The organism is Pseudomonas sp. IT-P260 (assembly GCF_949768395.1).
GTDB lineage: Bacteria > Pseudomonadota > Gammaproteobacteria > Pseudomonadales > Pseudomonadaceae > Aquipseudomonas > Aquipseudomonas parakoreensis.
Map to the genome: position 1 here is coordinate 84,050 of NZ_CATKPO010000042.1, position 26,540 is coordinate 110,589.

Consider the following 26,540-nt stretch of genomic DNA (forward strand, 5'->3'; position numbering starts at 1 on the left):
AGCAGTGTGTTTACTTCAATGGAGAGTCAGCAATGCCCAGCCCACTGCGCCCGGATCAACGCCGATTCCCGTTGCACGTGCACATCAGCGTCATGTTCACCTTCCTGCTGTTGCTGACAGGCGTTGTGCTGGGGTTGTTCAATTATCGCCAGACCACCCGGATCATCCTGTCGAGCAGTGAAAACCTGTTCAACCGCATCGAACAGGACGTGCGCCTGGACCTGCATTCAACTTACGAACCGATCCGGCACCTGCTGAGCCTGCTGGCCAACGATCAGGCGGCCGACGCTTCGAACCTGCAGCAGCGTCTGGCGCTACTCAAGCCGTTCACTCAGTCACTCAAGGACAACAGCGATCTCGCGTCGCTGTATCTGGGGTACGGCAACGGCGACTTCTTCATGGTTCGGCCGTTGCGCACCGACGCCCTTAAAACCCTGCTCAAGGCGCCGCCGACCGCAGCCTATCAAGTCTGGAGCATTGAGCATGACGCCAGCGGCACCGTATCGTCGCAGTCACTGTTCTTTGACCAGACACTGGCGCCGGTGGGGCGCGACGTCAATCCCGACGACCGCTACGACCCGCGTACCCGCAACTGGTACATCAACGCCCTGCAACAGGGTGACCAGATCACCACTGAGCCCTATGTATTTTTCTCCACGCACAATGTGGGCACCACGCTCGCCCGTCGCAGCAGCGCAGACTCCGTCATCGGTGCCGACCTGACCCTTGAAGCACTTTCCGCCACCTTGCTCAAGCATGTCGTCACCCCCTCCACCGAAATCGTGTTGTTCGATGCCGATGGCAATGCGGTGGCCTATCCCGATAGCCGCCGACTGATTGTCGACGACCGCAGCGCGCGCCTGGCCAAGGCCGCCGACCTGAGCCCGAACCTGCACGCGTTGCTGTCCACGCCCCATCAGGGCAAACGGCTCGACGTCAATGGACGCCACTGGATCGTCGCCCGCAGCAACCTGCAGGAAGGTGGGCCGAACGGTTTGCAGATGGCCCTGCTGGTGCCGGAGGACGAACTGCTGGCCGACGCCTACCGCATGCGCTGGCAAGGCGCGCTGATCACCCTCGCGATCTTGCTGCTGTGCCTGCCGCTGGGCTGGCTGATCTCGCGGATTCTGGTCAAACCGCTGCACGCGCTGGTCAAGGAAGCCGACGCGATCCGCAGTTTCGATTTCAATTTTCCGGTCACCCGCCGCTCGCCGGTGCTGGAGGTCGACCAGTTGAGCCTGTCGATGGCGCGCATGAAAGACACACTCGCCAGCTTCTTCCGCATCACTGACAGCCTCAGCGCCGAAACCCGCTTCGCCCCGCTGCTGCAACGGGTGCTGTTCGAAACGGTGCAGATCGCCCAGGCCCAGGCAGGGTTGATCTATCTGCGCGAAAGCGACGGCAACCGGATGGAACCCTATGGATTGGTGATCGACGGTGTTTCGCAGGAGCCGGGCAGGCTCAACGTACTCGGCCAGGACCTGCTGGCAGATCAGGGCCCGGCGTGGTTTCAGCAACTGATCCACGCCGACAACGTGGTCAGCAGCCTTGGCTTCGAGCAGGCCGAAGACTTGCAGAATGTCTTGCTGGCCATGCAGTCGCCGCGCATCCACCTGATCGGTATCCGCCTGCGTAATCGCCACAACGAGACCATTGGCCTGTTGGTTCTGCTGATCAACGACAGCGGCAACGCTCAGGATCTGGAAAAACTGCGCCCGGACCGCATCGCCTTCCTGCAAGCAGTGTCCGGTGCGGCGGCGGTGAGTATTGAAAGTCAGCGTCTGCAAGCGAAACAGAAGCAGTTGCTCGATGCGTTCATCCAGTTACTGGCCGGCGCCATCGACGCCAAGAGCCCCTACACCGGCGGCCACTGCCAGCGTGTGCCGGAATTGACCTTGATGCTTGCGCAAGCCGCTGCCGCCAGCCAGGCACCGGCATTTCAGCGTTATCAGCCCAGCGAAGACGAGTGGGAAGCGCTGCACATCGCGGCCTGGCTGCACGATTGCGGCAAGGTCACCACACCCGAATATGTCGTCGACAAGGCGACCAAACTGGAAACCCTCAACGATCGCATCCACGAAATTCGCACCCGTTTCGAAGTGCTCAAGCGCGATGCCTGGGTCAGTTATTGGCAGGCGCTGGCGCTCGGCGGCAACGCGGCGCAACTGAGCGAACAGCGTGACGCCGCGCTGACGCAACTGGACGATGACTTTGCCTTTGTTGCCCGATGCAATCTGGGCGGCGAGGCCATGGCACCCGCCGATCTGCAGCGCCTTGAGCGCATCGCCGAGCGGCGCTGGATGCGCACCCTCGATGATCGCCTGGGGGTGTCATGGGAGGAAAACCGCCGTCAGGCGCAAACGCCCGCGCCAACGCTGCCAGTCAGCGAGCCACTGCTGGCGGACAAGCCCGAACACCTGATCGAACGCGCCGAGAGTGAACTGATTCCCGAAGACAATCCGTGGGGGTTCAAACTGGATGTGCCGCGCTACAAATACAATCGCGGCGAACTGTACAACCTGAGCATTGCCCGGGGCACGCTGACTCGCGAAGAGCGCTACATCATCAATCACCACATGGTGCAGACGATCCTGATGCTCAGCCACCTGCCCTTCCCCGGGCACCTGGACAGCGTTGCGGAAATCGCCGGCGGGCATCACGAAAAAATGGACGGCAGCGGCTATCCAAAGCGCCTGAAACGCGAAGACATGAGCCTGCCGGCACGGATGATGGCGATTGCCGATATTTTCGAGGCGCTGACGGCTGCGGATCGGCCGTACAAGAAAGCCAAAACCCTGAGCGAGGCATTGGCGATCATGGCCACCATGTGCCGCGAGGCGCACATCGACGCCGAGCTGTTCGCGCTGTTCATCAATGACGGGGTTTACATGCAATACGCTGCGCGGTTTCTCGATCCGCGCCAGATCGATGCGGTGGATCCGGCCAGCCTGCTGCGCAAGGCTGGCCTGAGTGCCTGATCAGCAGTCGGTCAGACGCAGGAAGATCGCCGCCAATTGCTCGATACCCGCCTGATCGTCGGTGCCAAAACGCGCCAGTTTCGGGCTGTCGAGATCGAGTACGCCGATCAACCGACCGTCCTTGACCAGCGGCACTACCAACTCGCTGTTGGAAGCGCTGTCGCAAGCAATATGGCCGGGGAAAGCATGCACGTCTTCGACGCGCTGAGTCTGCAGACTGGCCGCCGCGGCGCCACACACGCCGCGCCCGAACGGAATGCGCACGCAAGCGATCTGGCCCTGGAACGGACCGAGCACCAGCTCTTCATTGCGATTGAGGTAGAAACCCGCCCAGTTCAAGTCATCGAGCTGGTTGAACAGAAACGCCGAAAACTGCGCGGCATTCGCGATGAAATCGCGCTCGTCCGCCAGCAGCGATTCCAGTTGTGCGGCCAACATGCCATAGCCTTCGAGGCCCTGGCCGCTTTGTTGCAAATCAATCATGCCTTGTGCTCCAGCAATTTCAGTCCCACCCAGTAACGGGCGAATTGGTACGCGCAACGGCCGTTGCGATTGCCGCGCCCGGTGGCCCAGCGCACGGCGAGGATGTCCAGTTGTTCGTCGCGCTGCCAGCTCAGGCCAGCCTTGGCGGCCAACTGGCCGATCCAGTGTTCGACGACATTGAGAAAATGTTCCTGAGTAAAAGGATAAAACGACAGCCACAGACCGAAACGGTCCGACAAGGCGATCTTGTCTTCCACCGCCTCACTCGGGTGCAGCTCGCCGTCGACACGCTTCCAGTTTTCATTGTCGCTTTCCTTCTCCGGCACCAGATGGCGGCGATTGGAAGTGGCGTATAGCAGAACGTTGTCCGGGGCCTGTTCGAGCGAGCCGTCGAGCACGCTTTTCAGCACGCGGTAATCGCCTTCGCCGGATTCGAACGACAGGTCATCGCAAAACAGCACGAAGCGCTGCGGCAGTTTGCCGATCTGCTCGACCACGCGCGGCAGGTCGGCCAGATGGTCGCGTTCGATCTCGATCAACCGCAGGCCAGCCTTGGCGTGCTCAGCCAGCAGCGCGCGCACCAGCGAGGATTTCCCGGTACCGCGCGAACCCCAGAGCAGCGCATGGTTGGCCGGCATGCCGTCGAGAAACTGCTGGGTGTTGCGGCCCAGTTGCTCCAGTTGACGGTCAACACCGATCAGGTCGGACAGGCGCATGTCGAGGCTGACGTCCAGCGGCAGCAAGTATCCGCTACGCCCGTCTCGCTGCCAGCGCGCGGCCAGGCAAGTATTCCAGTCGATCAGCGGACGTGGCGCCGGCAGCAAGGGTTCGATCCGCGCCAGAACCGACTCGGCGCGTTCAAGAAAAGCATTCAATCGGGAATCCACGTCTTCTCCTCGGACACGTTCACAGTGATGATGTCGATACAGCGACGACAGACAGATCTCAATCCCCGCTCAGGCCTTGTTACAAGGCGATTCGGGAACCTCGGTATCCATACATGATCGACTATGCTTGAGCAGCGAAGGGAAACGGAAGTGGTTCAACACCCCATGGATATCAAATTCACCCACCGGCTGTCATACAAGCAAGCCAGATTCACGGTGCTGGTCGGGTTCATTCTGGGCACGCTGCTCAGCCTGCTGCAAATCGGCATCGATTATGCCAGCGAAGACGCCTCCATCAACCGTGAAATCCTGTCTTTGCTGGAAATCAGCCACAATCCGGCGTCGCGGATCGCCTACAACATCGACGCGGAACTGGCGCAGGAACTGACCCTGGGGCTGTTGCGTTCGCCGGCGATCATCTCGGCGCAACTGACGGACAACAATGGCAACGTGCTGGCCAACGTCAAACGCCCGGAGCTGCAAAGCGGCTATCGGGTGATCAGCGACTTCCTGTTCGGCGCCAAACGCCAGTTCGAAGACCGTCTGTACCTCGACCACCTGCCTGACGAATCATTGGGCATCCTCAGCCTTGAAGTCGACACATACGCATTCGGCAGCCGTTTCCTGCGCCGCGCCGAAGTCACTCTGCTCAACGGGTTTGCCCGCAGCCTGATCCTCACCGGGATCCTGCTGGCGTTGTTCTACGTGATGCTGACCAAGCCACTGGTACGGCTGATTCGTGAACTCAGTGCGCGCGACGCACGCAGTGCAGAACCGACAACGCTGGAATGCCCGGCCGGACACGCCAATGACGAGATCGGCGTGCTGGTCAAAGTCGCCAACCAGCAGTTCGAAAACATCGCCACGGAAATCCAGCAGCGCCGCAACGCCGAAAACCGCCTGACCGACTACCTCGGGCAGCTGGAGCACATCGTTTCGGCCCGCACCGCCGAGCTCAAGGCGATCAACACCCGGCTCAGCCAGTCCAACGAAGAACTGGAGATCGCCCGCAGCACCGCACTGGACATGGCCGAAGCACGCTCGGCGTTCCTTGCCAACATGAGTCACGAGATCCGCACCCCGCTCAACGGTCTGCTGGGCATGATCGCTCTGTCCCTTGACGGCCCGCTGAACGCCGAACAACAGCAACAGCTGTCAATTGCCCATGACTCGGGCAAGGTGCTGGTGGAGCTGCTCAACGATATTCTCGACCTGTCCAAGTTCGATGCCGGGCAACTGGAGCTCGAGCACATCCCGTTCGACCTCGGCTCGCTGATCGAGGATACCGCCAACCTGCTGTCGCAGAACGCCGCGCCGAGCGTCGAACTGACTTGCCTGATCGATCCGCACTTCCCCGCTCTGGTGCTGGGAGACCCGACCCGGGTGCGGCAGATCGTCAGCAACCTGTTGTCCAATGCCCTGAAGTTCACCCGCTTCGGCCGGGTTGATGTACGTCTTTCCGCCCATGGCGACGGAGTGCGCATTGAAGTCTGCGACACCGGTATCGGCATCGCCCAGGAAGCCCAGGTGAAAATCTTCCAGCCGTTCACCCAAGCGGGCGCCGGTATCACCCGGCAGTATGGCGGCACCGGTCTCGGCCTGGCGCTGACCTACAACCTCTGTGAAGCCATGCAGGGTCGACTGACCATCAGTTCCGAGGCCGGTTTCGGCAGTCAGTTCTGCGCCGACCTGCCGCTGCCGTGCCATACCCGGGCGATCATGCCGCCACCGCTGCACGGCAAGGTACTGGCGATCACCGCGGCCAGCAGCGGCCTGGCGGAACTGCTCAAGACGCTGTTGCCGGTGTGGGGCGTGACGTATGAACAGCGCACCATGGACGACCCGTTGCTGGGCCTGTCACCCGATCTGCTGATCACCGATTGCCCGGAATGCCTGTTCAGTCTGCGCCCGACCCTCAGCGCGCCGATCCTGGTGGTGACCGCTTATGGCAGCTTCATGCCCAGCGAAGAGGCCGCAGCGCTGGCGCCATTGCAGCAACAGGCCCGACCACTGGCACGCAACGCGCTGTATCAGATCCTGCGACGCATTCTGCTGGCGGACATCACCACGAACAACGATGCGCAGCACGAAAGACAGCCGGTTCAACGCCGCGGACGCGTGCTGCTGGTGGAGGACAATCCGGTCAACCAGTTGGTGGCCAAAGGCATGCTCGGCAAGCTCGGGTGCGACGTGGTGGTCGCCGCCCACGGTGCCGAAGCGCTGGATCAACTGGAGCACGATGAGTTCGACCTGGTGCTGATGGACTGCAACATGCCGGTGATGGACGGCTACGAAGCGAGCCGGCAGATTCGCCAGAGCGGGCGCTGGCCGCACCTGCCGATCGTCGCGCTGACCGCCAACGCCATGTCCGAGGAGCGCGAGCGCTGCCGCGCCGCCGGCATGAGCGATTATCTGGCCAAGCCGTTCCGCCGCGAAGAGCTGGCGGCCCTGCTCGACCAGTGGATTCCGACTACGTCAGCGCCTTGATCTGCCCCAGCAGGTGATCGAGACCGTTACGCAAATCGTTGAGCCGATCAAGATCCACGCCGCTGTCGCACAACAATCGGGCCTTGAGCGGCCCGACCTGCTCGCGCAACGCCTGGCCCTGGGTGGTCAGGCTTAGATGCACTTCACGCTCATCACGCGCAGAACGCTGGCGCTGCACCCACTGCAATTGCTCAAGCCGCTTGAGCAACGGCGTCAGAGTGCCGGAGTCCAGCGCCAGACGCTCGCCCAAGGCCTTGACCGTCGGTTGCTCCGGCGCTCTGTCCTGCCACTCCCACAGCACCAGCATCACCAGGTACTGCGGGTACGTCAGGCCGAGCTGATCGAGCATCGGCTTGTAAGCGCGAATCACCGCCCGGGACGCGGCATACAACTTGAAGCACAACTGACTGTCGAGCTTCAGCGAATCGTCGGGCAGGCTGTTCATTTGAGCAGGGCTTCGATCTCGCCGCTGATGTCCTGCGGCTTGGTGGTCGGGGCAAAACGCTTGACCAGTTGCCCATCCTTGCCGATCAGGAACTTGGTGAAATTCCACTTGATGCCCTCGGAGCCGAGCAGACCCGGAGCGCGTTTTTTCAACTGCACGAACAGTGGATGCGCATCAGAACCGTTGACGTCGATCTTCTTGAACAGCGGGAAACTCACGCCGTAATTCAACTCACAGAATTCGCTGATCGCACCCTCGTTGCCTGGCTCCTGCTTGCCGAACTGATTACATGGAAACCCCAGCACCACCAGGCCCTGATCCTTGTAGGTCTGCCACAGCTCTTCCAGGCCTTTGTATTGCGGGGTGAAGCCGCATTTGCTCGCGGTATTGACCACCAGAACGGCCTTGCCGGCGAAGTCGGCCAAGGTCTTTTGCTCACCCTTGATGGTGGTGACAGGAATATTCAGCAGGTTGTCGCTCATGAGAAGGCTCCACGGGTTATCGGGAAAGGCCAAACATAGCGAGCAATTAAATTGTGTGCAATTTAATTATCCGAAAGGCGACCCGCAGGTCGCCCGCTCGATTATTCGCGAGGCTCGAGGTTCAGGCACACCGAGTTGATGCAATAACGCAGGCCGGTCGGTGGCGGACCATCGGGAAACACGTGGCCCAGATGCGCGTCACAGCGAGCGCATTTGACCTCGGTGCGGATCATGCCGTGACTGGTATCGCGGATTTCGGTCATGGCGCTTTCGCCGATCGGCGCGTAGAAGCTCGGCCAGCCGCAGCCGGAATCGAATTTGGTTTGGGAGTCGAACAGCGGCTCATTGCAGCAGACGCAATGATAAATGCCGTCGGTTTTGGTGGCGTTGTATTTGCCGGAGAACGGCCGTTCGGTCGCACTGAGCCGGCACACGTTGTACTGCTCGGGATCGAGCATCGCACGCCATTCTTCCAGGGTTTTTTCCAACTTTTCCATCATCACACCTCAACGGCTGAAAAAGCCCGATCTGTACCTTTTCCACGGATCGGGTGGCACGTATGATTGCGCCTCGTCACACGCCAGTCTGGCAGCCAGACCGGGCGCATTCAAACGGATTATTGGCGCCACCGCGCAAGACTCCGCCTGTGCGAAGACGCAGGAATCCCAGTACGGTTGGCCATCCGCCGTCTGGATCGTTCATTTTCGGGATCACATCGCCATGCAGTTCAGCAAATCGAACAAGCTCGCCAACGTCTGCTACGACATTCGCGGACCGGTGCTCAAGCACGCCAAACGTCTGGAGGAGGAAGGCCAGCGCATCCTCAAGCTGAACATCGGCAACCCGGCACCGTTTGGTTTCGAAGCGCCGGACGAAATTCTCCAGGACGTGATCCGCAACCTGCCGACCGCCCAAGGCTACAGCGACTCCAAAGGCCTGTTCAGCGCCCGTAAAGCGGTGATGCAGTACTACCAGCAAAAGAATGTCGAAGGTGTCGGCATTGAAGACATCTACCTGGGCAACGGCGTGTCCGAGCTGATCGTGATGTCGCTGCAGGCGCTGCTCAACAACGGTGACGAAGTGCTGGTACCGGCCCCGGACTACCCGCTCTGGACCGCCGCCGTGAGCCTGGCCGGCGGCAATGCCGTGCACTACCTGTGCGACGAGGGTGCCGACTGGTTCCCGGATCTGGCCGACATCAAGGCCAAGATCACGCCGAACACCAAGGCCATGGTGATCATCAACCCGAACAACCCGACCGGTGCGGTGTACTCGAAGGAAGTACTGCTGGGCATGCTGGAAATCGCCCGCGCGCACAATCTGGTGGTGTTCTCCGACGAGATCTACGACAAGATCCTCTATGACGATGCCGTGCACATCTGCACCGCCTCGCTGGCGCCGGACCTGCTGTGCCTGACCTTCAACGGGCTGTCGAAATCCTACCGCGTGGCGGGTTTCCGCTCCGGCTGGATCGCCATCTCCGGGCCGAAACACAATGCCCAGAGCTACATCGAAGGCATCGACATGCTGGCCAACATGCGCCTGTGCGCCAACGTGCCGAGCCAGCACGCGATCCAGACTGCCCTCGGCGGTTATCAGAGCATCAATGATCTGGTGCTGCCGCAAGGTCGTCTGCTGGAGCAGCGCAACCGCACCTGGGAGTTGCTCAACGACATTCCGGGCGTCAGCTGCGTCAAGCCGATGGGCGCGCTGTATGCATTCCCGCGGATCGACCCGAAGGTCTGCCCGATCCACAACGACGAAAAATTCGTCCTCGACCTGCTGCTCTCCGAGAAGCTGCTGGTGGTGCAAGGCACGGCGTTCAACTGGCCGTGGCCGGATCACTTCCGCGTGGTGACCCTGCCCCGCGTCGACGACCTCGAGATGGCCATCGGACGTATCGGCAACTTCCTCAAGTCCTACCGCCAGTAAGCGGTCGACAGTGCGCAACGGCCCGAACGTTGCGCACTGTCTGATTCAGCAACACTTCTGCCCTCCCCGACTCGCAGGGCCTTCTACACTTGCGATTCGTATAGTCCACACGCCTCTGGCGCAGTGGTGGCGGGTGGCGGCTGGCTGTCATCCTTTTCGGTTTCGGTCGTGGGCAATGGCCTGCAGCCCCGGAATCCGCTGTAGGACACAGTTTGAAATAGTCACTCAGTTGAATCACCCCGTGCCGCACCTTATATACCCCGCAGTACGCTACATCTTTAGCTTGAGGAGATTTCTACAACCATGATGCGCATCCTGCTGTTTTTGGCCACTAACCTGGCGGTCGTGCTGATAGCCAGCATCACCCTGAGCCTGTTCGGCTTCAACGGGTTCATGGCGGCCAACGGGGTTGATCTCAACCTCAGTCAGCTGCTGGTTTTCTGTGCGGTCTTTGGTTTCGCCGGTTCGCTGTTCTCGCTGTTCATCTCAAAGTGGATGGCCAAGATGAGCACCGGCACCCAGATCATCAGCCAGCCACGTACCCGGCATGAACAATGGCTGCTGCAAACCGTCGAGCAACTGTCCCGCGAAGCCGGGATCAAGATGCCCGAAGTCGGTATTTTTCCGGCCTACGAGGCCAATGCCTTTGCGACCGGCTGGAACAAGAACGACGCGTTGGTCGCAGTCAGCCAGGGCCTGCTCGAGCGCTTTTCGCCGGATGAAGTGAAAGCCGTTCTGGCCCACGAAATCGGTCACGTGGCCAACGGTGACATGGTCACCCTGGCGCTGATCCAGGGCGTGGTGAACACTTTCGTGATGTTTTTTGCGCGGATCATCGGCAACTTCGTCGACAAGGTGATTTTCAAGAACGAAGAAGGCCAGGGCATTGCCTACTACGTGGCGACCATCTTCGCCGAACTGGTCCTGGGCATCCTCGCCAGCGCTATCGTCATGTGGTTCTCGCGCAAGCGCGAATTCCGTGCCGACGAAGCCGGCGCACGTCTGGCGGGCACCAACGCGATGATTGGCGCGCTGCAACGCCTGCGCGCCGAACAGGGCCTGCCGGTACACATGCCGGACACTCTGAACGCCTTCGGCATCAACGGTGGCATCAAACAGGGCTTTGCCCGCATGTTCATGAGCCACCCACCACTGGAAGAGCGTATCGACGCGCTGCGTCGTCGCGGTTGATCCATCTGGCGTGACAAACGAAAAGGCCCGCAGCGATGCGGGTTTTTTTGTACATACGAACAATGGTTGTTGCTGATGACCTCTTCGCGAGCAGGCTCGCTCCCACATTGAATTGTTGTATACAGGTCCCGTGTGGGAGCGAGCCTGCTCGCGAAGGGGCCGACACTGTCAGCAAAAATCTATCAGGAGGAAACCCGATATACCCGCTCCTCCAACCGCGTCACCCCCGCCTGCAGAAACTTCCAGCTCTCCCCCAGCACATCCTGCTCTTCCAGCATTCGCACCTGCCAGGCACCCGCCAGCAAGCGCTGCACCTCATCATCGCTCACCGCGAACGGCGGCCCGGACATCTGCGCCTGATCGTAATCCAGCGTGATCAACAGCCCTTGCACACCCGGCGGCAGGATCTGCTGCAGATGCGCTGCATAGCGTTCACGCATCGCAGGCGGCAAGGCGATCAACGCTGCCCGGTCGTACAACGCCGCGCAGTCCGCTACATCGTCTGCAGTCAGCGCGAAGAAATCACCGCACCACAACTCGATGGAATCGCCGCGATAGACCTTGAACGGCCCCTCGTCGCTGACCTGCGGCGTTACCTGATGTTCACTGAAGAAGTCCTCGATGGCCTTCTGCGACAACTCGACCCCGAGCACCTGATGTCCGCGCCCGGCCAGCCACAACAGATCCAGGCTTTTGCCGCACAACGGCACCAGCACCCGCGCCTGCATCGGGATCGCCAACTGCGGCCAGTGACGCTGTAGATACGGGTTGACCTCAGGCAAATGAAAGCCGATCTGATTGGATTCCCACTTCTTGTGCCAAAACTCAGGCTGCATGCTTCACCCCAAAAAATTCGATCAAAAGGCGTTAAAACTTATATTAGATTTAGATTAATGATCTGACTGAAGATGGCACCATCTTACCGCTCAGGAACCTTTCCATGTTTCCCAGCCTGTTTATCTCCCACGGCTCGCCGATGCTGGCGCTGGAGCCCGGCGCCAGCGGCCCGGCTCTCGCGCGCCTGGCGGCCGAACTGCCTAAACCGAAAGCCATCGTGATTGTCTCTGCTCACTGGGAAAGCCAGGAATTACTGGTCAGCAGCCATTCGCAGCCCGAAACCTGGCATGACTTCGGCGGTTTTCCCCGCGCTCTGTTTGAAGTGCAATATCCGGCACCAGGCAATCCGCAACTGGCCGCCGAAGTGGCCGAATTGCTCAACGCTGTCCATCTGCCGGCTCGCCTCGATGCGCAACGACCGTTCGACCACGGCGTCTGGGTGCCGCTGTCACTGATGTACCCGCAGGCGGATATTCCGGTGGTGCAGGTGTCGCTGCCGAGTCGCGGTGGCCCGGCGCTGCAAACCCGTGTCGGGCACGCACTGGCGAGTCTGCGCGAGCAGGGTATTTTGCTGATCGGCTCCGGCAGCATCACCCACAACCTGCGCGAACTGGACTGGCATGCCGGCCCGGAAAGCGTCGAGCCGTGGGCGCGGGATTTTCGTGACTGGATGATCGACAAGTTGGCGGCCAATGACGAAGCGGCGTTGCACGACTATCGTCAGCAAGCACCGAATGCGGTGCGCAGCCATCCGAGTGATGAGCATTTGTTGCCGTTGTTTTTCGCCCGTGGTGCGGGAGGTGAGTTCAGCATTGCTCATCAAGGTTTCACGATGGGCGCGCTGGGTATGGATATTTATCGCTTCGGTTGACGCCTTCGCGAGCAGGCTCGCTCCCACAAAGGCAAAAAGCAGGCATAAAAAATCCCCGAACCAGTCGGGGATTTTTTATGGTTGATCAATCAGCCCGAGGGCGGATCAATCTTCGCGGTAGCGACGCAGTTTCAGCTGCTTGCCAGCGACGCGAGTGTCCTTCAGCTTGGTCAGGAGTTTGTCCAGACCATCTTCCGGCAGCTCGACGAGGCTGAAGCTGTCACGCACCTGGATGCGACCGATCGCTTCGCGGGCCAGACCACCTTCGTTGAGGATGGCGCCCAGCAGGTTTTTGGCGGCGATACCGTCACGCGCACCCAGCGCGGTACGGCAACGGGCACGGCCTTCACCCAGAGGCATTGGCGCGCGACGCTCGCGGTCGCCGCGATCAGGACGATCACCGGAACGCTCAGGACGGTCGCCACGCGGTGCGTTGTTCGGCACCAGTGGACGTTCCTTCTCGATCGCTGCCAGGTTCAGCGCTTGACCGTTGGTTGCCTTGCGCAGCAGGGCTGCTGCCAGTGCACGCGGGGTGCAACCGATGTCAGCGGTCAGACGATCGAGCAGCTCGCCGTGAGTCGATTCGGCATCGGCAACCAGCGGCGACAGGCTGTTGGTCAGTTTCTTGATGCGTGCATCGAGCACAGCTTGAGCGTCCGGCAGACGCACTTCGGCAACTTTCTGGCCGGTGACACGCTCGATCACTTGCAGCATGCGGCGCTCACGTGGAGTCACCAGCAGCAGCGCACGACCTTCGCGACCGGCACGGCCGGTACGGCCGATACGGTGCACGTAGGACTCCGGATCGTACGGCATGTCCACGTTGAACACGTGGGTGATGCGCGGAACGTCCAGACCACGGGCAGCCACGTCGGTCGCGACAACGATGTCCAGACGGCCATCCTTGAGCGAGTCGATGACGCGCTCACGCTGGTTCTGGGCGATGTCACCGTTCAGCGCAGCGGCTTTGTAGCCTTTGGCGTCCAGGGCACTGGCCAGATCCAGGGTCGCTTGCTTGGTGCGCACGAACATGATCAGCGCGTCGAAGTCTTCCACTTCCAGCAAGCTGAGAACGGCAGAGGTCTTCTGGTCAGCGTGAACCAACAGGTGAGCCTGTTCGATCGCGGTAACGGTCTGAGTCTTGCTCTGGATCTTCACGTGCTTCGGATCGCGCAGGTGGCGCTCGGCGATGGCACGGATCGACTGCGGCAAGGTTGCCGAGAACAATACGGTCTGACGGGTTTCCGGCATGGCCTTGAAGATCACTTCCAGGTCGTCCATGAAGCCCAGTTTGAGCATTTCGTCCGCCTCGTCCAGAACCAGGTGGTTCACGGTAGCGAGGACTTTTTCGTCGCGACGCAGGTGGTCGCACAGACGGCCCGGCGTGGCGACAACGATCTGTGCGCCATTACGGATTGCTTTCAATTGTGGGCCCATCGGCGCGCCGCCGTAGACAGCCACAACAGTTACGCCCGGCATTTGCTTGGCGTAGGTTTCGAAAGCGGTTGCAACTTGTAGCGCCAACTCACGAGTTGGGGCCAGGATCAGAGCTTGCGGCTCGCGCTTGGACGGATCAATGCGGTGCAGGATAGGCAGGGCAAAGGCAGCGGTTTTACCGGTACCGGTTTGCGCCTGACCAATCATATCGTGACCGGCGAGGATGATCGGGATCGACTGCTGCTGAATGGCCGAAGGCTCTTCATAGCCGGTAGCGACTACTGCAGCGACAATATTGGGATGAAGTTCAAGAGCGGCGAAGCCGCCGATTTCCTGGGTCATGGGTCTGCCTCTAAGTGCATCCGCAAAGACCCATGCTCCAAAGCTGCGCATGCCGTGTTGAGACTCAAGAGTCGCCCTGGCAGCTTTGTCGGCGGGGATTTGCGAAAACGTATGAATGAAAAAGAATCGTCAAGGAAGAGCCCGCAGTGCGGACGTGCAGCCGAAGCTGACTTCGGGGAATTGCGCTACCTAAACGCGGCCCGGTTAAAGGCCGGCGCGCACTATACCGGAATTTGCCCAAAAAGGGAGCTTTTTTTATCAGCTGAATCGCTGTGTCACCGCTGTGTAACGGGGTTTTGCGGATAATCGTGCGAAGGTCTATTTTGCAAAGGCCCGGCCTTGCGGGCGATGACGCTTAAACGATTCATCGATGTGCGGCATACCGTCGCTGCACCCGCCCTTCCCGCCCGAGGATCTACCCATGAATCAGCCCTGCCCCGGCCGCGTCAGCCGCGAACATCGTGGTCATGTCCACTTGATTGGCCTCGACCGGGCCGCCAAACGCAATGCCTTCGACCTCGATCTGCTCAATGACCTGAGCCTGGCCTACGGTGAGTTCGAGGCCGACAGTGACGCGCGAGTGGCCGTGGTGTTCGGGCATGGCGAGCACTTTACCGCCGGTCTGGATCTGCTCAACACCAGCGCCGCCCTCGCCGAAGGCTGGCAGGTTCCGACGGGCGGTTGCGACCCGTGGGGTGTTTTCGTCGGGCCGCGAGTGAGCAAACCGGTGATTGTGGCTGCACAAGGCTACTGCCTGACCATCGGCATCGAGTTGATGCTGGCCGCTGACATCAACCTGTGCGCGAGCAATACCCGCTTCGCGCAAATGGAAGTGCAGCGGGGGATTTTTCCGTTTGGGGGCGCGACCTTGCGTTTTCATCAGGTGGCCGGCTGGGGCAATGCCATGCGCTGGCTGCTGACCGGCGATGAGTTCGATGCGCATGATGCATTGCGCCTGGGTTTGGTACAGGAAGTAATGGCCAGTGAGGACCTGCTGCCCCGCGCGATCGAACTGGCCGAGCGGATTGCCCGGCAGGCACCCTTGGGGGTGCAGGCGACGCTGATGTCGGCGCGGCAGGCACGGTATGAGGGTGAGACGGCGGCGGCACAAGGATTGCCGGCACTGGTGAAGAAGTTGCTGGGGAGCGAGGATGCCAAGGAAGGCATCAGCTCGCTGGTTGAGCGGCGGCCAGGCATCTTCAAAGGGATCTGATGAACTCCCCCCCTGTAGGAGCTGCCGAAGGCTGCGATCTTTTGATCTTGTTTCTAAAATCAAAGTCAAAAGATCGCAGCCTTCGGCAGCTCCTACAGTTGACCGAGTCGCTACTCAGGTGGCTGGGCGAATACTGTTGATCAACGACTGCAACGAATACCCCAACCGCGGCGCCAGCGCTTCAGCGCGGGCGGTCAGTGCCTGCATGTCCAGCTCCTGATCGAGATCCGCCGGCACAATCAGAATCACATTGCCCTCCTTCACCGGCAGTTCCCAGTAATGCCGGTGGTAAAGCCCACGCAGCAACGCGGCGCCCAACGGTTTGCCATCATCGGTGGCCCACTGGTTGATCACCAGCCAGCCGCCCGGATTCAAACGCTTCTGACAGTCACCGAGAAAACTCCAGGCCAGATGCCCGACACCCGGGCCGACATCGGTGTACAGGTCGACAAAAATCAGATCCGCAGGCTCGGCCGTCGGCAGCAACTCCAGCGCATCGCCAACCCGAATGTACAAACGCGGATCGTCATCCAGCCCCAGGTATTCGATGGCCAGGCGCGGCACATCCGGGCGCAGTTCGATGGCTTCGACATCTTCCAGCGGCAGGAACTTGAGGCAGGCCTGGGTCAGCGTACCGGCACCGAGGCCAAGAAACAGCGCGCTCTCCGGTTGTTCGTGGCACAACGCGCCAATCAGCATCGCCCGGGTGTAGTCGTATTCCAGCCAGCTCGGATCGGCGGTGAACACGCAGCTCTGCTCGATGGCATCGCCGAATTCCAGAAAGCGGTAATCGGCCACTTCCAGCACGCGAATCACGCCGAACTCATCCTGTACCTCGGCGAGCAACAGCTCGACGCGCTCCTCAGTCATTTCGTCTCCTGATGGTCACCGGGCGCGGTGACGCGATGGCACCGCTCCGGCGCCGTGGCAAAGCGGCGATTGTCGGTGATGGGGCGGGAGCAGGTCACGCACTAATTGCTGCTACCATGGCCTTCCCGTGCGTAGAACCCATTAGAGACCGTGATGAGCCAACTCTGGAGTCCTGACAGCTGGCGCGCCCTGCCGATCCAGCAACAACCCCAATACCCCGACGCCGCGCATCTGCGCCAGGTCGAGCAGACCCTGGCCAGCTATCCGCCGCTGGTGTTTGCCGGTGAAGCGCGCGAGCTGCGCCGCCAGTTTGCCGAGGTCACTCAGGGCCGGGCGTTCCTGTTGCAGGGCGGCGATTGCGCGGAAAGCTTTGCCGAGTTCTCGGCAGCGAAGATTCGCGACACCTTCAAAGTGTTGCTGCAAATGGCGATCGTCATGACCTTCGCCGCCGGTTGCCCGGTGGTCAAGGTCGGGCGCATGGCCGGTCAGTTCGCCAAGCCGCGCTCGGCCAACGACGAAACCCTCAACGGCGTGACCCTGCCCGCCTACCGTGGCGACATCGTCAACGGCATCGGTTTCGACGAAAAGAGCCGCGTGCCGGATCCGGAGCGCCTGCTGCAGTCCTATCACCAGTCCACTGCCACCTTGAACCTGTTGCGCGCCTTCGCCCAGGGCGGCTTCGCCGACCTGCATCAGGTGCACAAGTGGAACCTGGATTTCATCGCCAACTCGGCACTGGCCGAGAAATACAGCCACCTCGCCGACCGCATCGATGAGACCCTCGCGTTCATGCGCGCCTGCGGCATGGACAGCTCGCCGCAACTGCGTGAAACCAGTTTCTTCACCGCTCACGAGGCGCTGCTGCTGAACTACGAAGAAGCGTTCGTGCGTCGAGACAGCCTGACCAACGATTACTACGATTGCTCGGCGCACATGCTGTGGATCGGTGACCGTACCCGTCAGCTCGACGGTGCTCACGTCGAATTCCTGCGCGGGGTGAACAACCCGATTGGCGTCAAAGTCGGCCCGAGCATGAACCCGGACGACCTGATCCGCCTGATCGACGTGCTCAACCCGGACAACGATCCGGGCCGCCTGAATCTGATTGCGCGGATGGGCGCGAACAAGGTCGGCAATCACCTGCCGGCGCTGCTCCGCGCGGTACAGCATGAAGGCAAGCAGGTGCTGTGGAGCTCCGACCCGATGCACGGCAACACGATCAAGGCCAGCAGCGGCTACAAGACCCGCGACTTCGCGCAGATCCTGGGTGAGGTGAAGCAATTCTTCCAGGTGCACGAAGCCGAAGGCACTTATGCCGGCGGGATTCACATCGAGATGACCGGGCAGAATGTCACCGAGTGCATCGGCGGCGCGCGGCCGATCACGGAAGACGGGTTGTCGGATCGTTATCACACCCACTGCGATCCGCGGATGAATGCCGATCAGTCGCTGGAACTGGCGTTTTTGATTGCGGAAACGCTGAAACAGGTCCGCCGCTAGACCGAGTCGCCCCATCGCCAGCAGGCATGGATTGACCTCTATCCCTGTAGGAGCTGCCGAAGGCTGCGATCTTTTGATCTTGAAAAACAAAATCAAAAGATCGCAGCCTTCGGCAGCTCCTACAGGGGTCAAAATCACTCAAAGATCTCTGTGGGAGCCAGCCTGCTGGCGATGAGGTCGTTCAGGCACCCTCAATTTGCGCCAACGCCACCCGCAACCGCGCCGCACTCTCACGCTGACAATTAAGCTGCACCTGCCCAAGCCCCAGCCAATCCGCCATCTGTCGCAAGTTCAGCGCCAAGGCCAGCATCCCCGCCTCGTCCAGTCCCGTTTCTTCCTCATGCACCGCGTGCACCGCCAGGCGCCCCGACGCTCGCTCGGCACGCAGGTCGACCCGCGCGGCAATCCGCTCGTTGTGCAAGAACGGCAGCACGTAATAGCCATAGACCCGCTTGTCTTGCGGCGTATAGATCTCCAACCGATAGCGGAAATCAAACAGCCGCTCGGTGCGACTGCGTTCCCAGATCAACGAATCGAACGGCGACAACAGTGCACTGGCAACCACTTTGCGCGGCACCTTCGGTTCCGGCAGGCAGTAGGCGATCTGTCGCCAACCGGCGACTTCACAGGTCTGCAGTTGCCCATTCTCGACCAACTCCGCCAGACGCGGGCGCGCATCAGACGGATTCAAGCGGAAATAATCCCGCAGATCCTTTTCCGTGCCGACGCCGAGTGCCTGCGCCGCGTGCAGCAACAAGCCACGCTGCGCCTCAGCCTCGTCAGGTAACGCTTGTTGCAGAATCGAAGACGGAATGACCCGCTCCGGCAAATCATACAAACGCTCGAAACCGCGCCGACCGGCCACGGTCACTTCACCCGCAGCGAACAACCATTCCAACGCGTGCTTTTCCGCGCTCCAGTCCCACCACTGCCCGGCCCTGTCCTCGCGGGTCGACAGGCTGCCGGCACCCAATGCACCGCGCTCCTCGACCGCACTCAGAACCCGGCGCACAACGCTCTGCTGCTCCAGACCAAACTTTGCCAGTTGCTGATAAATGTCTCTGCCATTCCTCGCCCGCTGCATGCGCCACCCCATCAACGGATACATGGTCAATGGCAGCAACGACGCTTCATGACCCCAGTACTCGAACAGCGTGCGCCGACGGCCCGAACTCCAGGCGGCCTGGTCGAGCAAATCGGCGGAATAGGAACCCAGACGGGAAAACAGCGGCAGGTAGTGCGAGCGCACCACGGCGTTGACGGAGTCGATCTGCAGCAGACCCAGCCGTTCGATCAGCCGGTTGAGCTGCGGCGCCTTGACGGTTGGCGGCTGGCGCCCGTTGAATCCTTGGGCGGCCAGCGCCAGACGTCGCGCCTGTTTGAGAGAAAAGGCCAGAGTCGCGGGCATAAACATCTCCTTGTCTGCTCGCAACCTACCTCACCTGAAAGTGGTTTGTGTAGTAAGGCGCCGATCATTTATGCATCGGATCGTCCCAGAACGGCCGAATGGCCTCGTGCTCGACGTCGGCCCGACTGACCCCGATGTCCTTCAGCGCTTCGTCGCTCAGACTGGCGAGCAACTCGCGCTCACGGTGCAGTTCGTACCAGCGGCTGAACTTGTGCAGCAGATCGGAAACGATATGGCCGTGGCCGGAAAATTTTGTGTCGTCTACATACTCTCTTTGACCTTTCATCGTGTTGCCCTCCTTGTGGATGGCTCAAGTCTCGCGCTGGCGCTAAGATCAATCCAACGAATGTTTCTGATAGCATTCATCACGGAGATTCATCAATTGTCGGCCTACCCCAGTATCGATACCGATGTCCTGCGCACCTTCGTCGCGATTGCCGATCAGGGCGGTTTCACCCGTGCCGGCGAAATGGTCAACCGCACGCAATCGGCGGTGAGCATGCAGATGAAGCGTCTGGAAGAAGACGTGTTACAGCGTCAGCTGTTCGAGCGCGACGGCCGCCAGGTACGCCTGACCGCCGAAGGCCAAGTGTTGCTGGGTTATGCGCGACGCATCCTGAAATTGCACAGCGAAGTGTTCAACACCCTGCGCGAGCCACACATGGTCGGCACCGTGCGCATCGGTACGCCGGACGATTACGTGATGCGGTTTCTGCCGGGGATCCTGTCGCGATTCGCGCAGTTCTACCCGCTGATCCAGATCGAAGTGCATTGCGAGTCCAGCAAACAGCTGTTGCAGCGCACCGATCTGGACTTGTCGATCGTCACCCGCGAGCCGGGCAACGAGATCGGCCAGTTGCTGCGCAAAGAGCGTTTTGTCTGGGCCGAGGCGCAAAACTTCAGCGCGCACGAGCAGACGCCGCTGCCGCTGGCGATGTTCAACAGTGATTGTTTCTGCCGCTTGTGGGCCTGCAATGCGCTCGACGCGATGGGCCGCGATTACCGCATCGCCTACAACAGCACCAGCCTGTCGGCACTGATGGCGGTGGTGAGCGCGGGTCTGGCGATCACCGCGCAACTGGAAAGCCTGATCACCCCGGACATGCGTATTCTCGGAGCCAACGAAGACCTGCCGCTGCTGCCCGAGGCCAGCATCATGCTGATCCGCAACCTGAACAACCCGTCGCCGATCACCGAATGCCTGGCCGAGCACATCGTCGAAGGCTTCAAACTTTAAACGCGAGCATCACCGCACACAGCACCAGGAAACCGCAGAACAGCCCGCGCAGCAGTTTTTCCGGCATGGCGTGGGCGACTTTCACACCCCAACTGATGCTCGCCAGACCGCCGATGGCCAGGGGCAGGCCGATCATCCAGTCGACCTCGTGATGCACCGCATAGGTCACCAGGGTCACGCCGGTGCTGGGCAGCGCCAGTGCCAGCGACAGGCCTTGAGCAACCACCTGGCTAGTACCGAACAGACTGGTGAGGACCGGCGTCGCCACCACGGCCCCGCCGACACCGAACAGACCGCCCATGGTTCCGGACGCCGCGCCAAGCACACCCAGCCATGGCCATGAGTAACGCATCTCTGAGCTCACTGCCGTTTTTTTGCCGAACATCTTCAGCAGGTTGTACGCCGAGAGCACCACGAGGAAAGCGACAAAACCGATCCGCATGGTTTGCGCATCAATGCCCACCGCCCAGATCGAACCGATCCACGCAAAGCAAAAACCCATGATCGCCAGCGGCAGCGCGTGGCGCAGTTCGATGCGATTACGCTGGTGATAACGCCACAGCGCCAGCATCACGTTGGGCACCACCATCACCAGCGCCGTGCCTTGGGCGATCTGTTGATCGAGGCCGAACCACACGCCCAGCAGCGGAATGGCGATCAAACCACCACCAATGCCGAAGATCCCGCCCAATGTGCCGAGGGCGGCGCCAAACAGCAGGTACAGCAAAAACTCGATCACAGCGTTATTCCTCAGACGTCAGGCGCCCCATCCTACGCAGTCGGCGCTGGCACGGAAACGCACAGCAACGCACAATGGCTGTGCCAAAACCGCATAGGCACTGAGCTGATTCATGAATCCCAATCAATTGACCGAACAACTTGGGCTGTTTCTCGATGTGCTGGAGAGCGGGAGCTTTTCTGCGGCTTCGCGTCGACATCCGCTGACGCCATCCGCCGTCGCCCGACGCATCGATAGTCTGGAAAGCGCGGTCGGCAGCCAGTTGTTCATCCGCAGCACTCACGCGGTGCGCGCCACGCCGGCCGGGCTGGCATTTGCCGAACGGGCGCGGCGAATCGTTGCCGAGCTGCAATTGGCCCGGGCTGAAGCGGTGTCTCTGAGCAGCGCGCCGGAGGGTCTGATTCGGGTGGATGCGCCAGCGGCGTTCGGGCGCCGACATCTGGCGCCGGTGATTGCCGATTTTCTGGTGCTGTATCCGGGGCTGGATGTGCAACTGCATCTGATCGACAGCTTCGTCGACATGGACGGTTCAAACCTGGGCAAGGTCGACTTGGTATTGCGTGCCGGGCAGATGGCCGACACCCGGCTGGTGGCCACTCCGTTGGCGAGCATGGTGCGCATCGCCTGCGCCAGCCCCGACTATCTCAAGCGCCGGGGCGTGCCGAGCGAACCCGCACTATTGAGCGAGCATGACGGCCTCGATTGGGACGGCCTCGCCCCGCCCTTCGCCTGGCGTTTCGAGCAAAACGGACAGATGCAATTGCACCGCCCGGCGCGGGTGCGCATGAGCGCCAACAACGCCGAGGCGTTGGTTTGCGGAGCACTTGCGGGACTCGGGATCGCGCATCTGCCGACCTGGCTGGCCAGTGAATACCTGTTGCGCGGCGAATTGCTGCCGCTGTTCTGTGAAAACGGCCTGCCGAAACCGGAAAGCACCGGCATCTATGCGCTGCGGCTGGAGCAACAGGCCAGCTCCCGCAGCCGCCTGCTGCTGGAATACCTCAAGACCCGTTTCAGCCCCGTGCCGCCATGGGATCTAGCCCTGCAACGTGAGCTGGGCCGGCACTGACCGATCCGCCACTGGGCACAATTGTCTGGCGCATTAAAGATTCGAGCGCTAGATTCATCTGCATCACCGTTCAAGGCACTGACATGACCACCGACCGCGACACCACCGACCACTGCGAAGACCTGCTGCTCGACAATCAGGCCTGCTTCGCCCTGCATTCCACTTCGCTGATGATGACCAAGGTCTACAAGCCGCTGTTGCAAGCGCTTGGCCTGACGTATCCGCAATACCTGGCGATGATGGTGCTGTGGGAGAAGGACGGTTTGACCGTCGGAGAAATCAGCACGCGCCTGCTGACCGATCCGGGCTCGCTGACCCCGCTGCTCAAGCGGCTGGAAGGTGAAGGCTTGCTCAGCCGAACCCGCAGCCGTGAGGATGAACGCGTGGTGATCGTTGAACTGACTGCACAGGGGCGCGCCTTGAAAGACAAGGCCCGAGCCGTGCCTCAATGCATCCTGGGGGCCAGTGGCTTCACGCTGGAGCGCCTGCAAAACCTGCAAGCTGAATTGCAGGCATTGCGTGGACATTTGCAGGACAGCCTCGCTTAAGACTCCCCTTCCCTGTAGGCGCAGCCTTGCGCCTGCAGGCGAATCGCACATTCCCCGCTTATCCCCCGAAAATTTTTTCCTCTCGTTTCACGTTAAAAAAACCTTATATATCAAAAGCTTGAGATCACGACACTTCACAATCCAAGTGCCGATCCGCGCTTTCTTCAAAAATTTATCTTGCGCGCAAAATATTAGCGAAGTACATTTACCTCGCACCTAGTTAGCGCGCAAACAATTAGCGCAACAATCACACTTGATGAGGCTCACACCATGCAAACGCTCTACACCGCAATCGCAACCTCCACTGGCGGCCGTGATGGTCGTGCGATCTCCAGCGACAACGTCCTCGACGTCAAACTGGCTACTCCGAAAGAACTCGGCGGTGCCGGCGGCGCAGCCACCAACCCGGAGCAACTGTTCGCTGCCGGCTACTCGGCCTGCTTTATCGGCGCCCTGAAATTCGTTGCCAGTCAGACCAAACGCAAAATCCCGGACGATGCCTCGATCACCGCTCACGTCGGTATCGGCCAGATTCCTGGCGGTTTCGGTCTGGACATCGACCTGCACATCAATCTGCCGGGCCTGGAACAGGCTGACGCACAAAGCCTGGTCGACGCTGCCCACCAGGTCTGCCCGTACTCCAACGCCACTCGCGGCAACGTCGATGTGCGTCTGCACGTCACCGTGTAATCACTGACACTCAGGCCCGTACAGGAAATGAACATGAACACTTTCAGCAAAGTCTTGACCGGTACCCTTCTCGCCCTGTCCATCCAGAGCGCATTTGCCGGGGAGGTTGAACACAACACCCAGGCATTCCTCGATGTACTGAATGCCGGCACTGGCAAACCGATGGAACAGCTGACACCCAAGGATGCCCGCGCCGTGCTGACAGGCGCGCAGTCCGGGGTCAAACTGACGCTGCCCAAAGCGGACGTCAGCGAGAAGACTATTCAGGTCGATGGCCAACCGTTGAGCCTGACCATCGTCCGGCCGGCCGGGGTCAAGGGCGAGCTTCCGGTGTTCATGTTCTTCCACGGCGGCGGCTGGGTGTTGGGGGACTTCCCGACCCACGAACGTCTGGTGCGGGATCTGGTGGCCGGTTCGGGGGCGGCGGCGGTGTTCGTCAATTACACCCCTTCGCCGGAAGCGCATTACCCGGTAGCGATCAACCAGGCTTACGCCGCGACCAAATGGGTGGCCGAACACGGCAAAGAGATCAACGTCGACGGCAAGCGTCTGGCGGTGGCGGGCAACAGCGTTGGCGGCAACATGGCGGCAGTCGTCGCCTTGATGGCCAAAGACAAAGGCACCCCGGCGATCAAATTTCAGGTACTGCTGTGGCCGGTAACCGATGCCAATTTCGACACCGGTTCGTATAACCAGTATGCCGAGGGGCACTTCCTCACCCGCAACATGATGAAGTGGTTCTGGGACAACTACACCACCGACACCAATCAGCGCAACGAGATCTACGCCTCGCCGCTGCGTGCAACCACCGCGCAATTGAAAGGTCTGCCGCCTGCACTGGTCCAGACCGCCGAGGCCGACGTGCTGCGTGACGAAGGTGAAGCCTACGCCCGTAAACTCGACGAAGCCGGCGTGCCGGTGACCTCAGTGCGCTACAACGGCATGATCCACGACTACGGTTTGCTCAACGTGGTCAGCCAGGTACCGGCGGTGCGTTCGGCGATGCTGCAGGCTTCGGAAGAACTGAAACAGCACCTGAAGAAGTAATTTTCATCAGGCACAAAAAAGCCCGACTCAATGGTCGGGCTTTTTCTTTCCGTAAAAAGCAGTGCTTATTTGGCACGGCCTTTGTAGGAACCGCCTTCGCGGGTATCGATCTCGATCATGTCGCCGATTTCGATGAAGTCAGCCACCGACAGCTCGGTACCGTTCTTCAGTTTGGCAGGCTTCATCACCTTGCCGGAAGTGTCACCGCGAGCGGAACCTTCGGTGTAGTCAACCTGACGCACGATGGTGGTCGGCAGTTCTACGGACACCAGACGCTCTTCGAAGAACACGGCTTCGCAAACGTCGGTCATGCCTTCTTCAACGAAAGGCAGAACGCTTTCGATGTCTTCGGCGTTCAGCTCGTACATGGTGTAGTCAGTGGTGTCCATGAACGTGTAGGTGTCACCGCTGATGAAAGACAGGGTGGCTTCTTTACGATCCAGGATCACGTCGTCCAGCTTGTCGTCCGCACCGTAAACGGTTTCGGTCTTGTAACCGGTCAGCAGGTTCTTCAGCTTGGTCTTCATGATCGCGCTGTTACGGCCCGACTTGGTGAATTCAGCTTTCTGAACCAGCCAAGGATCGTTGTCGATACGGATCACGGTACCGGGTTTGAGTTCTTTACCAGTTTTCATTGCGAATATCCGAATTTGGATGGGATTTACAAAAATCTAGGCCGCGTATCATATCCAATTTAGGTAAAACTGTACCAGCGCCGTGGCAAGATCCGCCTGCAAGCCTTGTTCCAGACACCATTGCTCGGCGTTTTCCTGCAGTTCTGACCAGTGTTTACGGGCCTTGAGCCAGTGCTCGCCGATCGGTTGCCCGGCACTCCAGGCCCGCCACAGACCGTTCATCGCCTCGGCAGCGGCCGGCGAAAGCCCTTTCGTATACAACGCAAGAAAGGCGTCGAGCTTGTCCAGATGGATGTCTTCATCCTGCTGATAGATGTGCCAGAGCATCGGTCGCCCGGCCCACTGTGCACGGACGAACGAGTCTTCTCCGCGCACTGCGTTGAAATCGCAGCACCACAGCAGCTGATCGTATTGATCCTGACGAACGAACGGCAGCACCTGCACCGTCAGCGCCTGACGCACGTTCAAGTCGCCAACGGCCAGAGAGTCGACCCCGAGCCAGCGTGCGACGTCACCGAGAATCCGCCCTTCCGGCACCAGTAGATGGGTCGGCGTGCTATCGGCCGCCAGCACGTCCAGCCAACTGTCCAGCCCGGCATTTTCATAGGCGAACAACGAGATCAGCAGTGCATCCGCTGCGCGATCTACGCCCAAGCCTTGCAGAAACTGGCGCTGTGCCGCCGCGTCTTGCTGAAATCGCCGACGCCGCTCAAGCAGACCGCTTTCACGCAGCAAGCCGCCCGTCCCCGGTCGAAATCCGGGAAAGAAAAAGAATTTCTGCACCGACTTGTACTTCACCGACGGCAAACCGTGACAACCGGTGACCCAGTCTTCAGCGCTGAGGTAATCGAGGTTCATCCACAGCGGCGGCTGTTGCCGCTCGGCCATGGCGTCCATATAAGCAGCTGGCAACTGACAAGCAAACGCGGCGATCACCACGTCCGCTGCCTCCGTCTGCGGCCAGTCGCTCGGCCAATGCCATACCTGAACGCCCTGCTGCGATTGCTGCGCAAGGTGGATGTCGATCTCGGGGCAGATACGCTCGAAGGCGCGCAGGTCATCAACCCACAAGCGCACTGCCAGTCCATGTTCGGCCACCAGTTGCCGGGCCAGACGCCAGGTCACGCCGATGTCGCCATAGTTGTCGACCACGGTGCAAAAAATATCCCAGCGGGTGTTCGGTACCGGCATGCAAAGACTCCCGTTGGCAAA

The 26,540-nt window shown here is 60.6% G+C and carries 25 protein-coding genes; 12 read left to right on the top strand and 13 right to left on the bottom strand.

Going from position 1 to position 26,540, the window contains the following annotated elements:
• The first annotated feature begins 32 nt into the window (after positions 1-32).
• Positions 33-2,978: an HD domain-containing phosphohydrolase gene (locus tag ACM6HV_RS23260; protein WP_414905393.1), complete on the top strand. Its 2,946-nt coding sequence runs from the start codon at positions 33-35 to the stop codon at positions 2,976-2,978.
• On the opposite strand, the gene ACM6HV_RS23265 is transcribed toward ACM6HV_RS23260, so the two are convergent.
• Both ACM6HV_RS23265 and ACM6HV_RS23270 read right to left on the bottom strand, forming a co-directional pair.
• On the bottom strand, positions 2,979-3,461 hold the full coding sequence (locus ACM6HV_RS23265) for a GAF domain-containing protein (protein ID WP_039770434.1): 483 nt from the start codon (positions 3,459-3,461) through the stop codon (positions 2,979-2,981).
• A complete protein-coding gene (locus ACM6HV_RS23270) occupies positions 3,458-4,348 on the bottom strand; it encodes an ATP-binding protein (protein WP_047295439.1) in 891 nt (296 codons plus the stop codon). The genes ACM6HV_RS23265 and ACM6HV_RS23270 overlap by 4 nt, the downstream gene beginning before the upstream one ends.
• Positions 4,349-4,513: 165 nt before the next feature.
• Here ACM6HV_RS23270 and ACM6HV_RS23275 point away from each other — a divergent pair, with 165 nt between their 5' ends.
• A complete protein-coding gene (locus tag ACM6HV_RS23275; protein WP_414905394.1) occupies positions 4,514-6,835 on the top strand; it encodes a response regulator in 2,322 nt (773 codons plus the stop codon).
• Here ACM6HV_RS23275 and ACM6HV_RS23280 read toward each other — a convergent pair.
• The 3 genes from ACM6HV_RS23280 to msrB form a co-directional block, all read right to left on the bottom strand.
• Positions 6,819-7,280 carry a MarR family transcriptional regulator gene (locus ACM6HV_RS23280; protein WP_145594093.1) on the bottom strand — a complete coding sequence of 154 codons (462 nt, stop codon included), beginning with the start codon at positions 7,278-7,280 and terminating at the stop codon, positions 6,819-6,821. The genes ACM6HV_RS23275 and ACM6HV_RS23280 overlap by 17 nt on opposite strands.
• Positions 7,277-7,762, bottom strand: coding sequence for a glutathione peroxidase (locus tag ACM6HV_RS23285; RefSeq protein ID WP_027613435.1), 486 nt, complete (start codon positions 7,760-7,762; stop codon positions 7,277-7,279). Before ACM6HV_RS23285 ends, ACM6HV_RS23280 begins: the two co-directional genes overlap by 4 nt.
• Positions 7,763-7,863: 101 nt before the next feature.
• Entirely contained in the window at positions 7,864-8,259 is a 396-nt protein-coding gene (gene msrB, locus ACM6HV_RS23290) for a peptide-methionine (R)-S-oxide reductase MsrB (RefSeq protein WP_414905395.1), read from the bottom strand.
• A 223-nt stretch (positions 8,260-8,482) separates the two neighbouring features.
• Between msrB and ACM6HV_RS23295 the strand changes: the two genes are divergently transcribed.
• Both ACM6HV_RS23295 and htpX read left to right on the top strand, forming a co-directional pair.
• A complete protein-coding gene (locus ACM6HV_RS23295) occupies positions 8,483-9,694 on the top strand; it encodes a pyridoxal phosphate-dependent aminotransferase (protein WP_003226761.1) in 1,212 nt (403 codons plus the stop codon).
• Positions 9,695-9,997: 303 nt separating this feature from the next.
• Complete coding sequence (htpX, locus tag ACM6HV_RS23300) at positions 9,998-10,885, top strand: protease HtpX (RefSeq protein WP_041069582.1); 888 nt, start codon at positions 9,998-10,000, stop codon at positions 10,883-10,885.
• A gap of 182 nt (positions 10,886-11,067) precedes the next feature.
• On the opposite strand, the gene ACM6HV_RS23305 is transcribed toward htpX, so the two are convergent.
• Entirely contained in the window at positions 11,068-11,721 is a 654-nt protein-coding gene (locus tag ACM6HV_RS23305; RefSeq protein ID WP_414905396.1) for a thiopurine S-methyltransferase, read from the bottom strand.
• Between the two features lie 104 nt (positions 11,722-11,825).
• On the opposite strand from ACM6HV_RS23305, the gene ACM6HV_RS23310 reads away from it, so the two are divergent.
• Positions 11,826-12,593, top strand: coding sequence for a DODA-type extradiol aromatic ring-opening family dioxygenase (locus ACM6HV_RS23310; RefSeq protein WP_414905397.1), 768 nt, complete (start codon positions 11,826-11,828; stop codon positions 12,591-12,593).
• Between the two features lie 105 nt (positions 12,594-12,698).
• Here the strand turns inward: ACM6HV_RS23310 and ACM6HV_RS23315 are convergent, their stop codons facing one another.
• A complete protein-coding gene (locus ACM6HV_RS23315) occupies positions 12,699-14,372 on the bottom strand; it encodes a DEAD/DEAH box helicase (RefSeq protein WP_007964821.1) in 1,674 nt (557 codons plus the stop codon).
• Between the two features lie 421 nt (positions 14,373-14,793).
• Between ACM6HV_RS23315 and ACM6HV_RS23320 the strand changes: the two genes are divergently transcribed.
• Positions 14,794-15,585 carry a crotonase/enoyl-CoA hydratase family protein gene (locus ACM6HV_RS23320; protein WP_222018761.1) on the top strand — a complete coding sequence of 264 codons (792 nt, stop codon included), beginning with the start codon at positions 14,794-14,796 and terminating at the stop codon, positions 15,583-15,585.
• Positions 15,586-15,699: 114 nt separating this feature from the next.
• Here the strand turns inward: ACM6HV_RS23320 and ACM6HV_RS23325 are convergent, their stop codons facing one another.
• Positions 15,700-16,455: a spermidine synthase gene (locus tag ACM6HV_RS23325; protein WP_041069570.1), complete on the bottom strand. Its 756-nt coding sequence runs from the start codon at positions 16,453-16,455 to the stop codon at positions 15,700-15,702.
• Between the two features lie 153 nt (positions 16,456-16,608).
• Between ACM6HV_RS23325 and ACM6HV_RS23330 the strand changes: the two genes are divergently transcribed.
• Positions 16,609-17,955, top strand: a complete 1,347-nt coding sequence (locus tag ACM6HV_RS23330) for a class II 3-deoxy-7-phosphoheptulonate synthase (RefSeq protein WP_414905398.1) — start codon at positions 16,609-16,611, stop codon at positions 17,953-17,955.
• A gap of 181 nt (positions 17,956-18,136) precedes the next feature.
• Here the strand turns inward: ACM6HV_RS23330 and ACM6HV_RS23335 are convergent, their stop codons facing one another.
• Complete coding sequence (locus ACM6HV_RS23335; protein ID WP_414905399.1) at positions 18,137-19,363, bottom strand: winged helix-turn-helix domain-containing protein; 1,227 nt, start codon at positions 19,361-19,363, stop codon at positions 18,137-18,139.
• Between the two features lie 64 nt (positions 19,364-19,427).
• Positions 19,428-19,649: a DUF1127 domain-containing protein gene (locus ACM6HV_RS23340; RefSeq protein ID WP_007964812.1), complete on the bottom strand. Its 222-nt coding sequence runs from the start codon at positions 19,647-19,649 to the stop codon at positions 19,428-19,430.
• Between the two features lie 96 nt (positions 19,650-19,745).
• On the opposite strand from ACM6HV_RS23340, the gene ACM6HV_RS23345 reads away from it, so the two are divergent.
• On the top strand, positions 19,746-20,600 hold the full coding sequence (locus tag ACM6HV_RS23345) for a LysR substrate-binding domain-containing protein (protein WP_047295460.1): 855 nt from the start codon (positions 19,746-19,748) through the stop codon (positions 20,598-20,600).
• Here ACM6HV_RS23345 and ACM6HV_RS23350 read toward each other — a convergent pair.
• Positions 20,590-21,339, bottom strand: coding sequence for a sulfite exporter TauE/SafE family protein (locus ACM6HV_RS23350; RefSeq protein WP_145594102.1), 750 nt, complete (start codon positions 21,337-21,339; stop codon positions 20,590-20,592). The two genes, ACM6HV_RS23345 and ACM6HV_RS23350, sit on opposite strands and share 11 nt — an antisense overlap.
• A gap of 112 nt (positions 21,340-21,451) precedes the next feature.
• On the opposite strand from ACM6HV_RS23350, the gene ACM6HV_RS23355 reads away from it, so the two are divergent.
• From ACM6HV_RS23355 to ACM6HV_RS23370, 4 genes are all read left to right on the top strand, one after another.
• On the top strand, positions 21,452-22,408 hold the full coding sequence (locus ACM6HV_RS23355) for a LysR family transcriptional regulator (protein ID WP_145594105.1): 957 nt from the start codon (positions 21,452-21,454) through the stop codon (positions 22,406-22,408).
• Between the two features lie 83 nt (positions 22,409-22,491).
• Positions 22,492-22,956, top strand: coding sequence for a MarR family winged helix-turn-helix transcriptional regulator (locus ACM6HV_RS23360; RefSeq protein WP_414905400.1), 465 nt, complete (start codon positions 22,492-22,494; stop codon positions 22,954-22,956).
• Between the two features lie 270 nt (positions 22,957-23,226).
• Entirely contained in the window at positions 23,227-23,646 is a 420-nt protein-coding gene (locus tag ACM6HV_RS23365; RefSeq protein ID WP_105343275.1) for an organic hydroperoxide resistance protein, read from the top strand.
• A gap of 33 nt (positions 23,647-23,679) precedes the next feature.
• The gene (locus ACM6HV_RS23370; protein WP_239777816.1) at positions 23,680-24,693 is read left to right on the top strand and encodes an alpha/beta hydrolase; all 1,014 of its coding nucleotides are present in this window, start codon (positions 23,680-23,682) and stop codon (positions 24,691-24,693) included.
• 65 nt (positions 24,694-24,758) lie between these two features.
• Here the strand turns inward: ACM6HV_RS23370 and ACM6HV_RS23375 are convergent, their stop codons facing one another.
• Entirely contained in the window at positions 24,759-25,328 is a 570-nt protein-coding gene (locus tag ACM6HV_RS23375) for an elongation factor P (protein WP_003226785.1), read from the bottom strand.
• A gap of 48 nt (positions 25,329-25,376) precedes the next feature.
• On the bottom strand, positions 25,377-26,519 hold the full coding sequence (gene earP, locus ACM6HV_RS23380; protein ID WP_414905401.1) for an elongation factor P maturation arginine rhamnosyltransferase EarP: 1,143 nt from the start codon (positions 26,517-26,519) through the stop codon (positions 25,377-25,379).
• Between the last annotated feature and the right edge of the window lie 21 nt (positions 26,520-26,540).

What these genes read in the sequence shown, in the direction of transcription:
- htpX (WP_041069582.1), top strand. Translation starts at nt 9,998, where the DNA reads ATGATGCGCATCCTGCTGTTTTTGGCCACTAACCTGGCGGTCGTGCTG.
- ACM6HV_RS23305 (WP_414905396.1), bottom strand. Translation starts at nt 11,721, where the DNA reads ATGCAGCCTGAGTTTTGGCACAAGAAGTGGGAATCCAATCAGATCGGC.
- ACM6HV_RS23320 (WP_222018761.1), top strand. Translation starts at nt 14,794, where the DNA reads ATGAATCAGCCCTGCCCCGGCCGCGTCAGCCGCGAACATCGTGGTCAT.
- ACM6HV_RS23330 (WP_414905398.1), top strand. Translation starts at nt 16,609, where the DNA reads ATGAGCCAACTCTGGAGTCCTGACAGCTGGCGCGCCCTGCCGATCCAG.
- ACM6HV_RS23315 (WP_007964821.1), bottom strand. Translation starts at nt 14,372, where the DNA reads ATGACCCAGGAAATCGGCGGCTTCGCCGCTCTTGAACTTCATCCCAAT.
- ACM6HV_RS23355 (WP_145594105.1), top strand. Translation starts at nt 21,452, where the DNA reads ATGAATCCCAATCAATTGACCGAACAACTTGGGCTGTTTCTCGATGTG.
- ACM6HV_RS23275 (WP_414905394.1), top strand. Translation starts at nt 4,514, where the DNA reads ATGGATATCAAATTCACCCACCGGCTGTCATACAAGCAAGCCAGATTC.
- ACM6HV_RS23310 (WP_414905397.1), top strand. Translation starts at nt 11,826, where the DNA reads ATGTTTCCCAGCCTGTTTATCTCCCACGGCTCGCCGATGCTGGCGCTG.
- ACM6HV_RS23260 (WP_414905393.1), top strand. Translation starts at nt 33, where the DNA reads ATGCCCAGCCCACTGCGCCCGGATCAACGCCGATTCCCGTTGCACGTG.
- ACM6HV_RS23265 (WP_039770434.1), bottom strand. Translation starts at nt 3,461, where the DNA reads ATGATTGATTTGCAACAAAGCGGCCAGGGCCTCGAAGGCTATGGCATG.
- ACM6HV_RS23375 (WP_003226785.1), bottom strand. Translation starts at nt 25,328, where the DNA reads ATGAAAACTGGTAAAGAACTCAAACCCGGTACCGTGATCCGTATCGAC.
- msrB (WP_414905395.1), bottom strand. Translation starts at nt 8,259, where the DNA reads ATGGAAAAGTTGGAAAAAACCCTGGAAGAATGGCGTGCGATGCTCGAT.
- ACM6HV_RS23280 (WP_145594093.1), bottom strand. Translation starts at nt 7,280, where the DNA reads ATGAACAGCCTGCCCGACGATTCGCTGAAGCTCGACAGTCAGTTGTGC.
- ACM6HV_RS23365 (WP_105343275.1), top strand. Translation starts at nt 23,227, where the DNA reads ATGCAAACGCTCTACACCGCAATCGCAACCTCCACTGGCGGCCGTGAT.
- ACM6HV_RS23340 (WP_007964812.1), bottom strand. Translation starts at nt 19,649, where the DNA reads ATGAAAGGTCAAAGAGAGTATGTAGACGACACAAAATTTTCCGGCCAC.
- ACM6HV_RS23295 (WP_003226761.1), top strand. Translation starts at nt 8,483, where the DNA reads ATGCAGTTCAGCAAATCGAACAAGCTCGCCAACGTCTGCTACGACATT.
- ACM6HV_RS23325 (WP_041069570.1), bottom strand. Translation starts at nt 16,455, where the DNA reads ATGACTGAGGAGCGCGTCGAGCTGTTGCTCGCCGAGGTACAGGATGAG.
- ACM6HV_RS23335 (WP_414905399.1), bottom strand. Translation starts at nt 19,363, where the DNA reads ATGCCCGCGACTCTGGCCTTTTCTCTCAAACAGGCGCGACGTCTGGCG.
- ACM6HV_RS23285 (WP_027613435.1), bottom strand. Translation starts at nt 7,762, where the DNA reads ATGAGCGACAACCTGCTGAATATTCCTGTCACCACCATCAAGGGTGAG.
- ACM6HV_RS23370 (WP_239777816.1), top strand. Translation starts at nt 23,680, where the DNA reads ATGAACACTTTCAGCAAAGTCTTGACCGGTACCCTTCTCGCCCTGTCC.
- ACM6HV_RS23360 (WP_414905400.1), top strand. Translation starts at nt 22,492, where the DNA reads ATGACCACCGACCGCGACACCACCGACCACTGCGAAGACCTGCTGCTC.
- earP (WP_414905401.1), bottom strand. Translation starts at nt 26,519, where the DNA reads ATGCCGGTACCGAACACCCGCTGGGATATTTTTTGCACCGTGGTCGAC.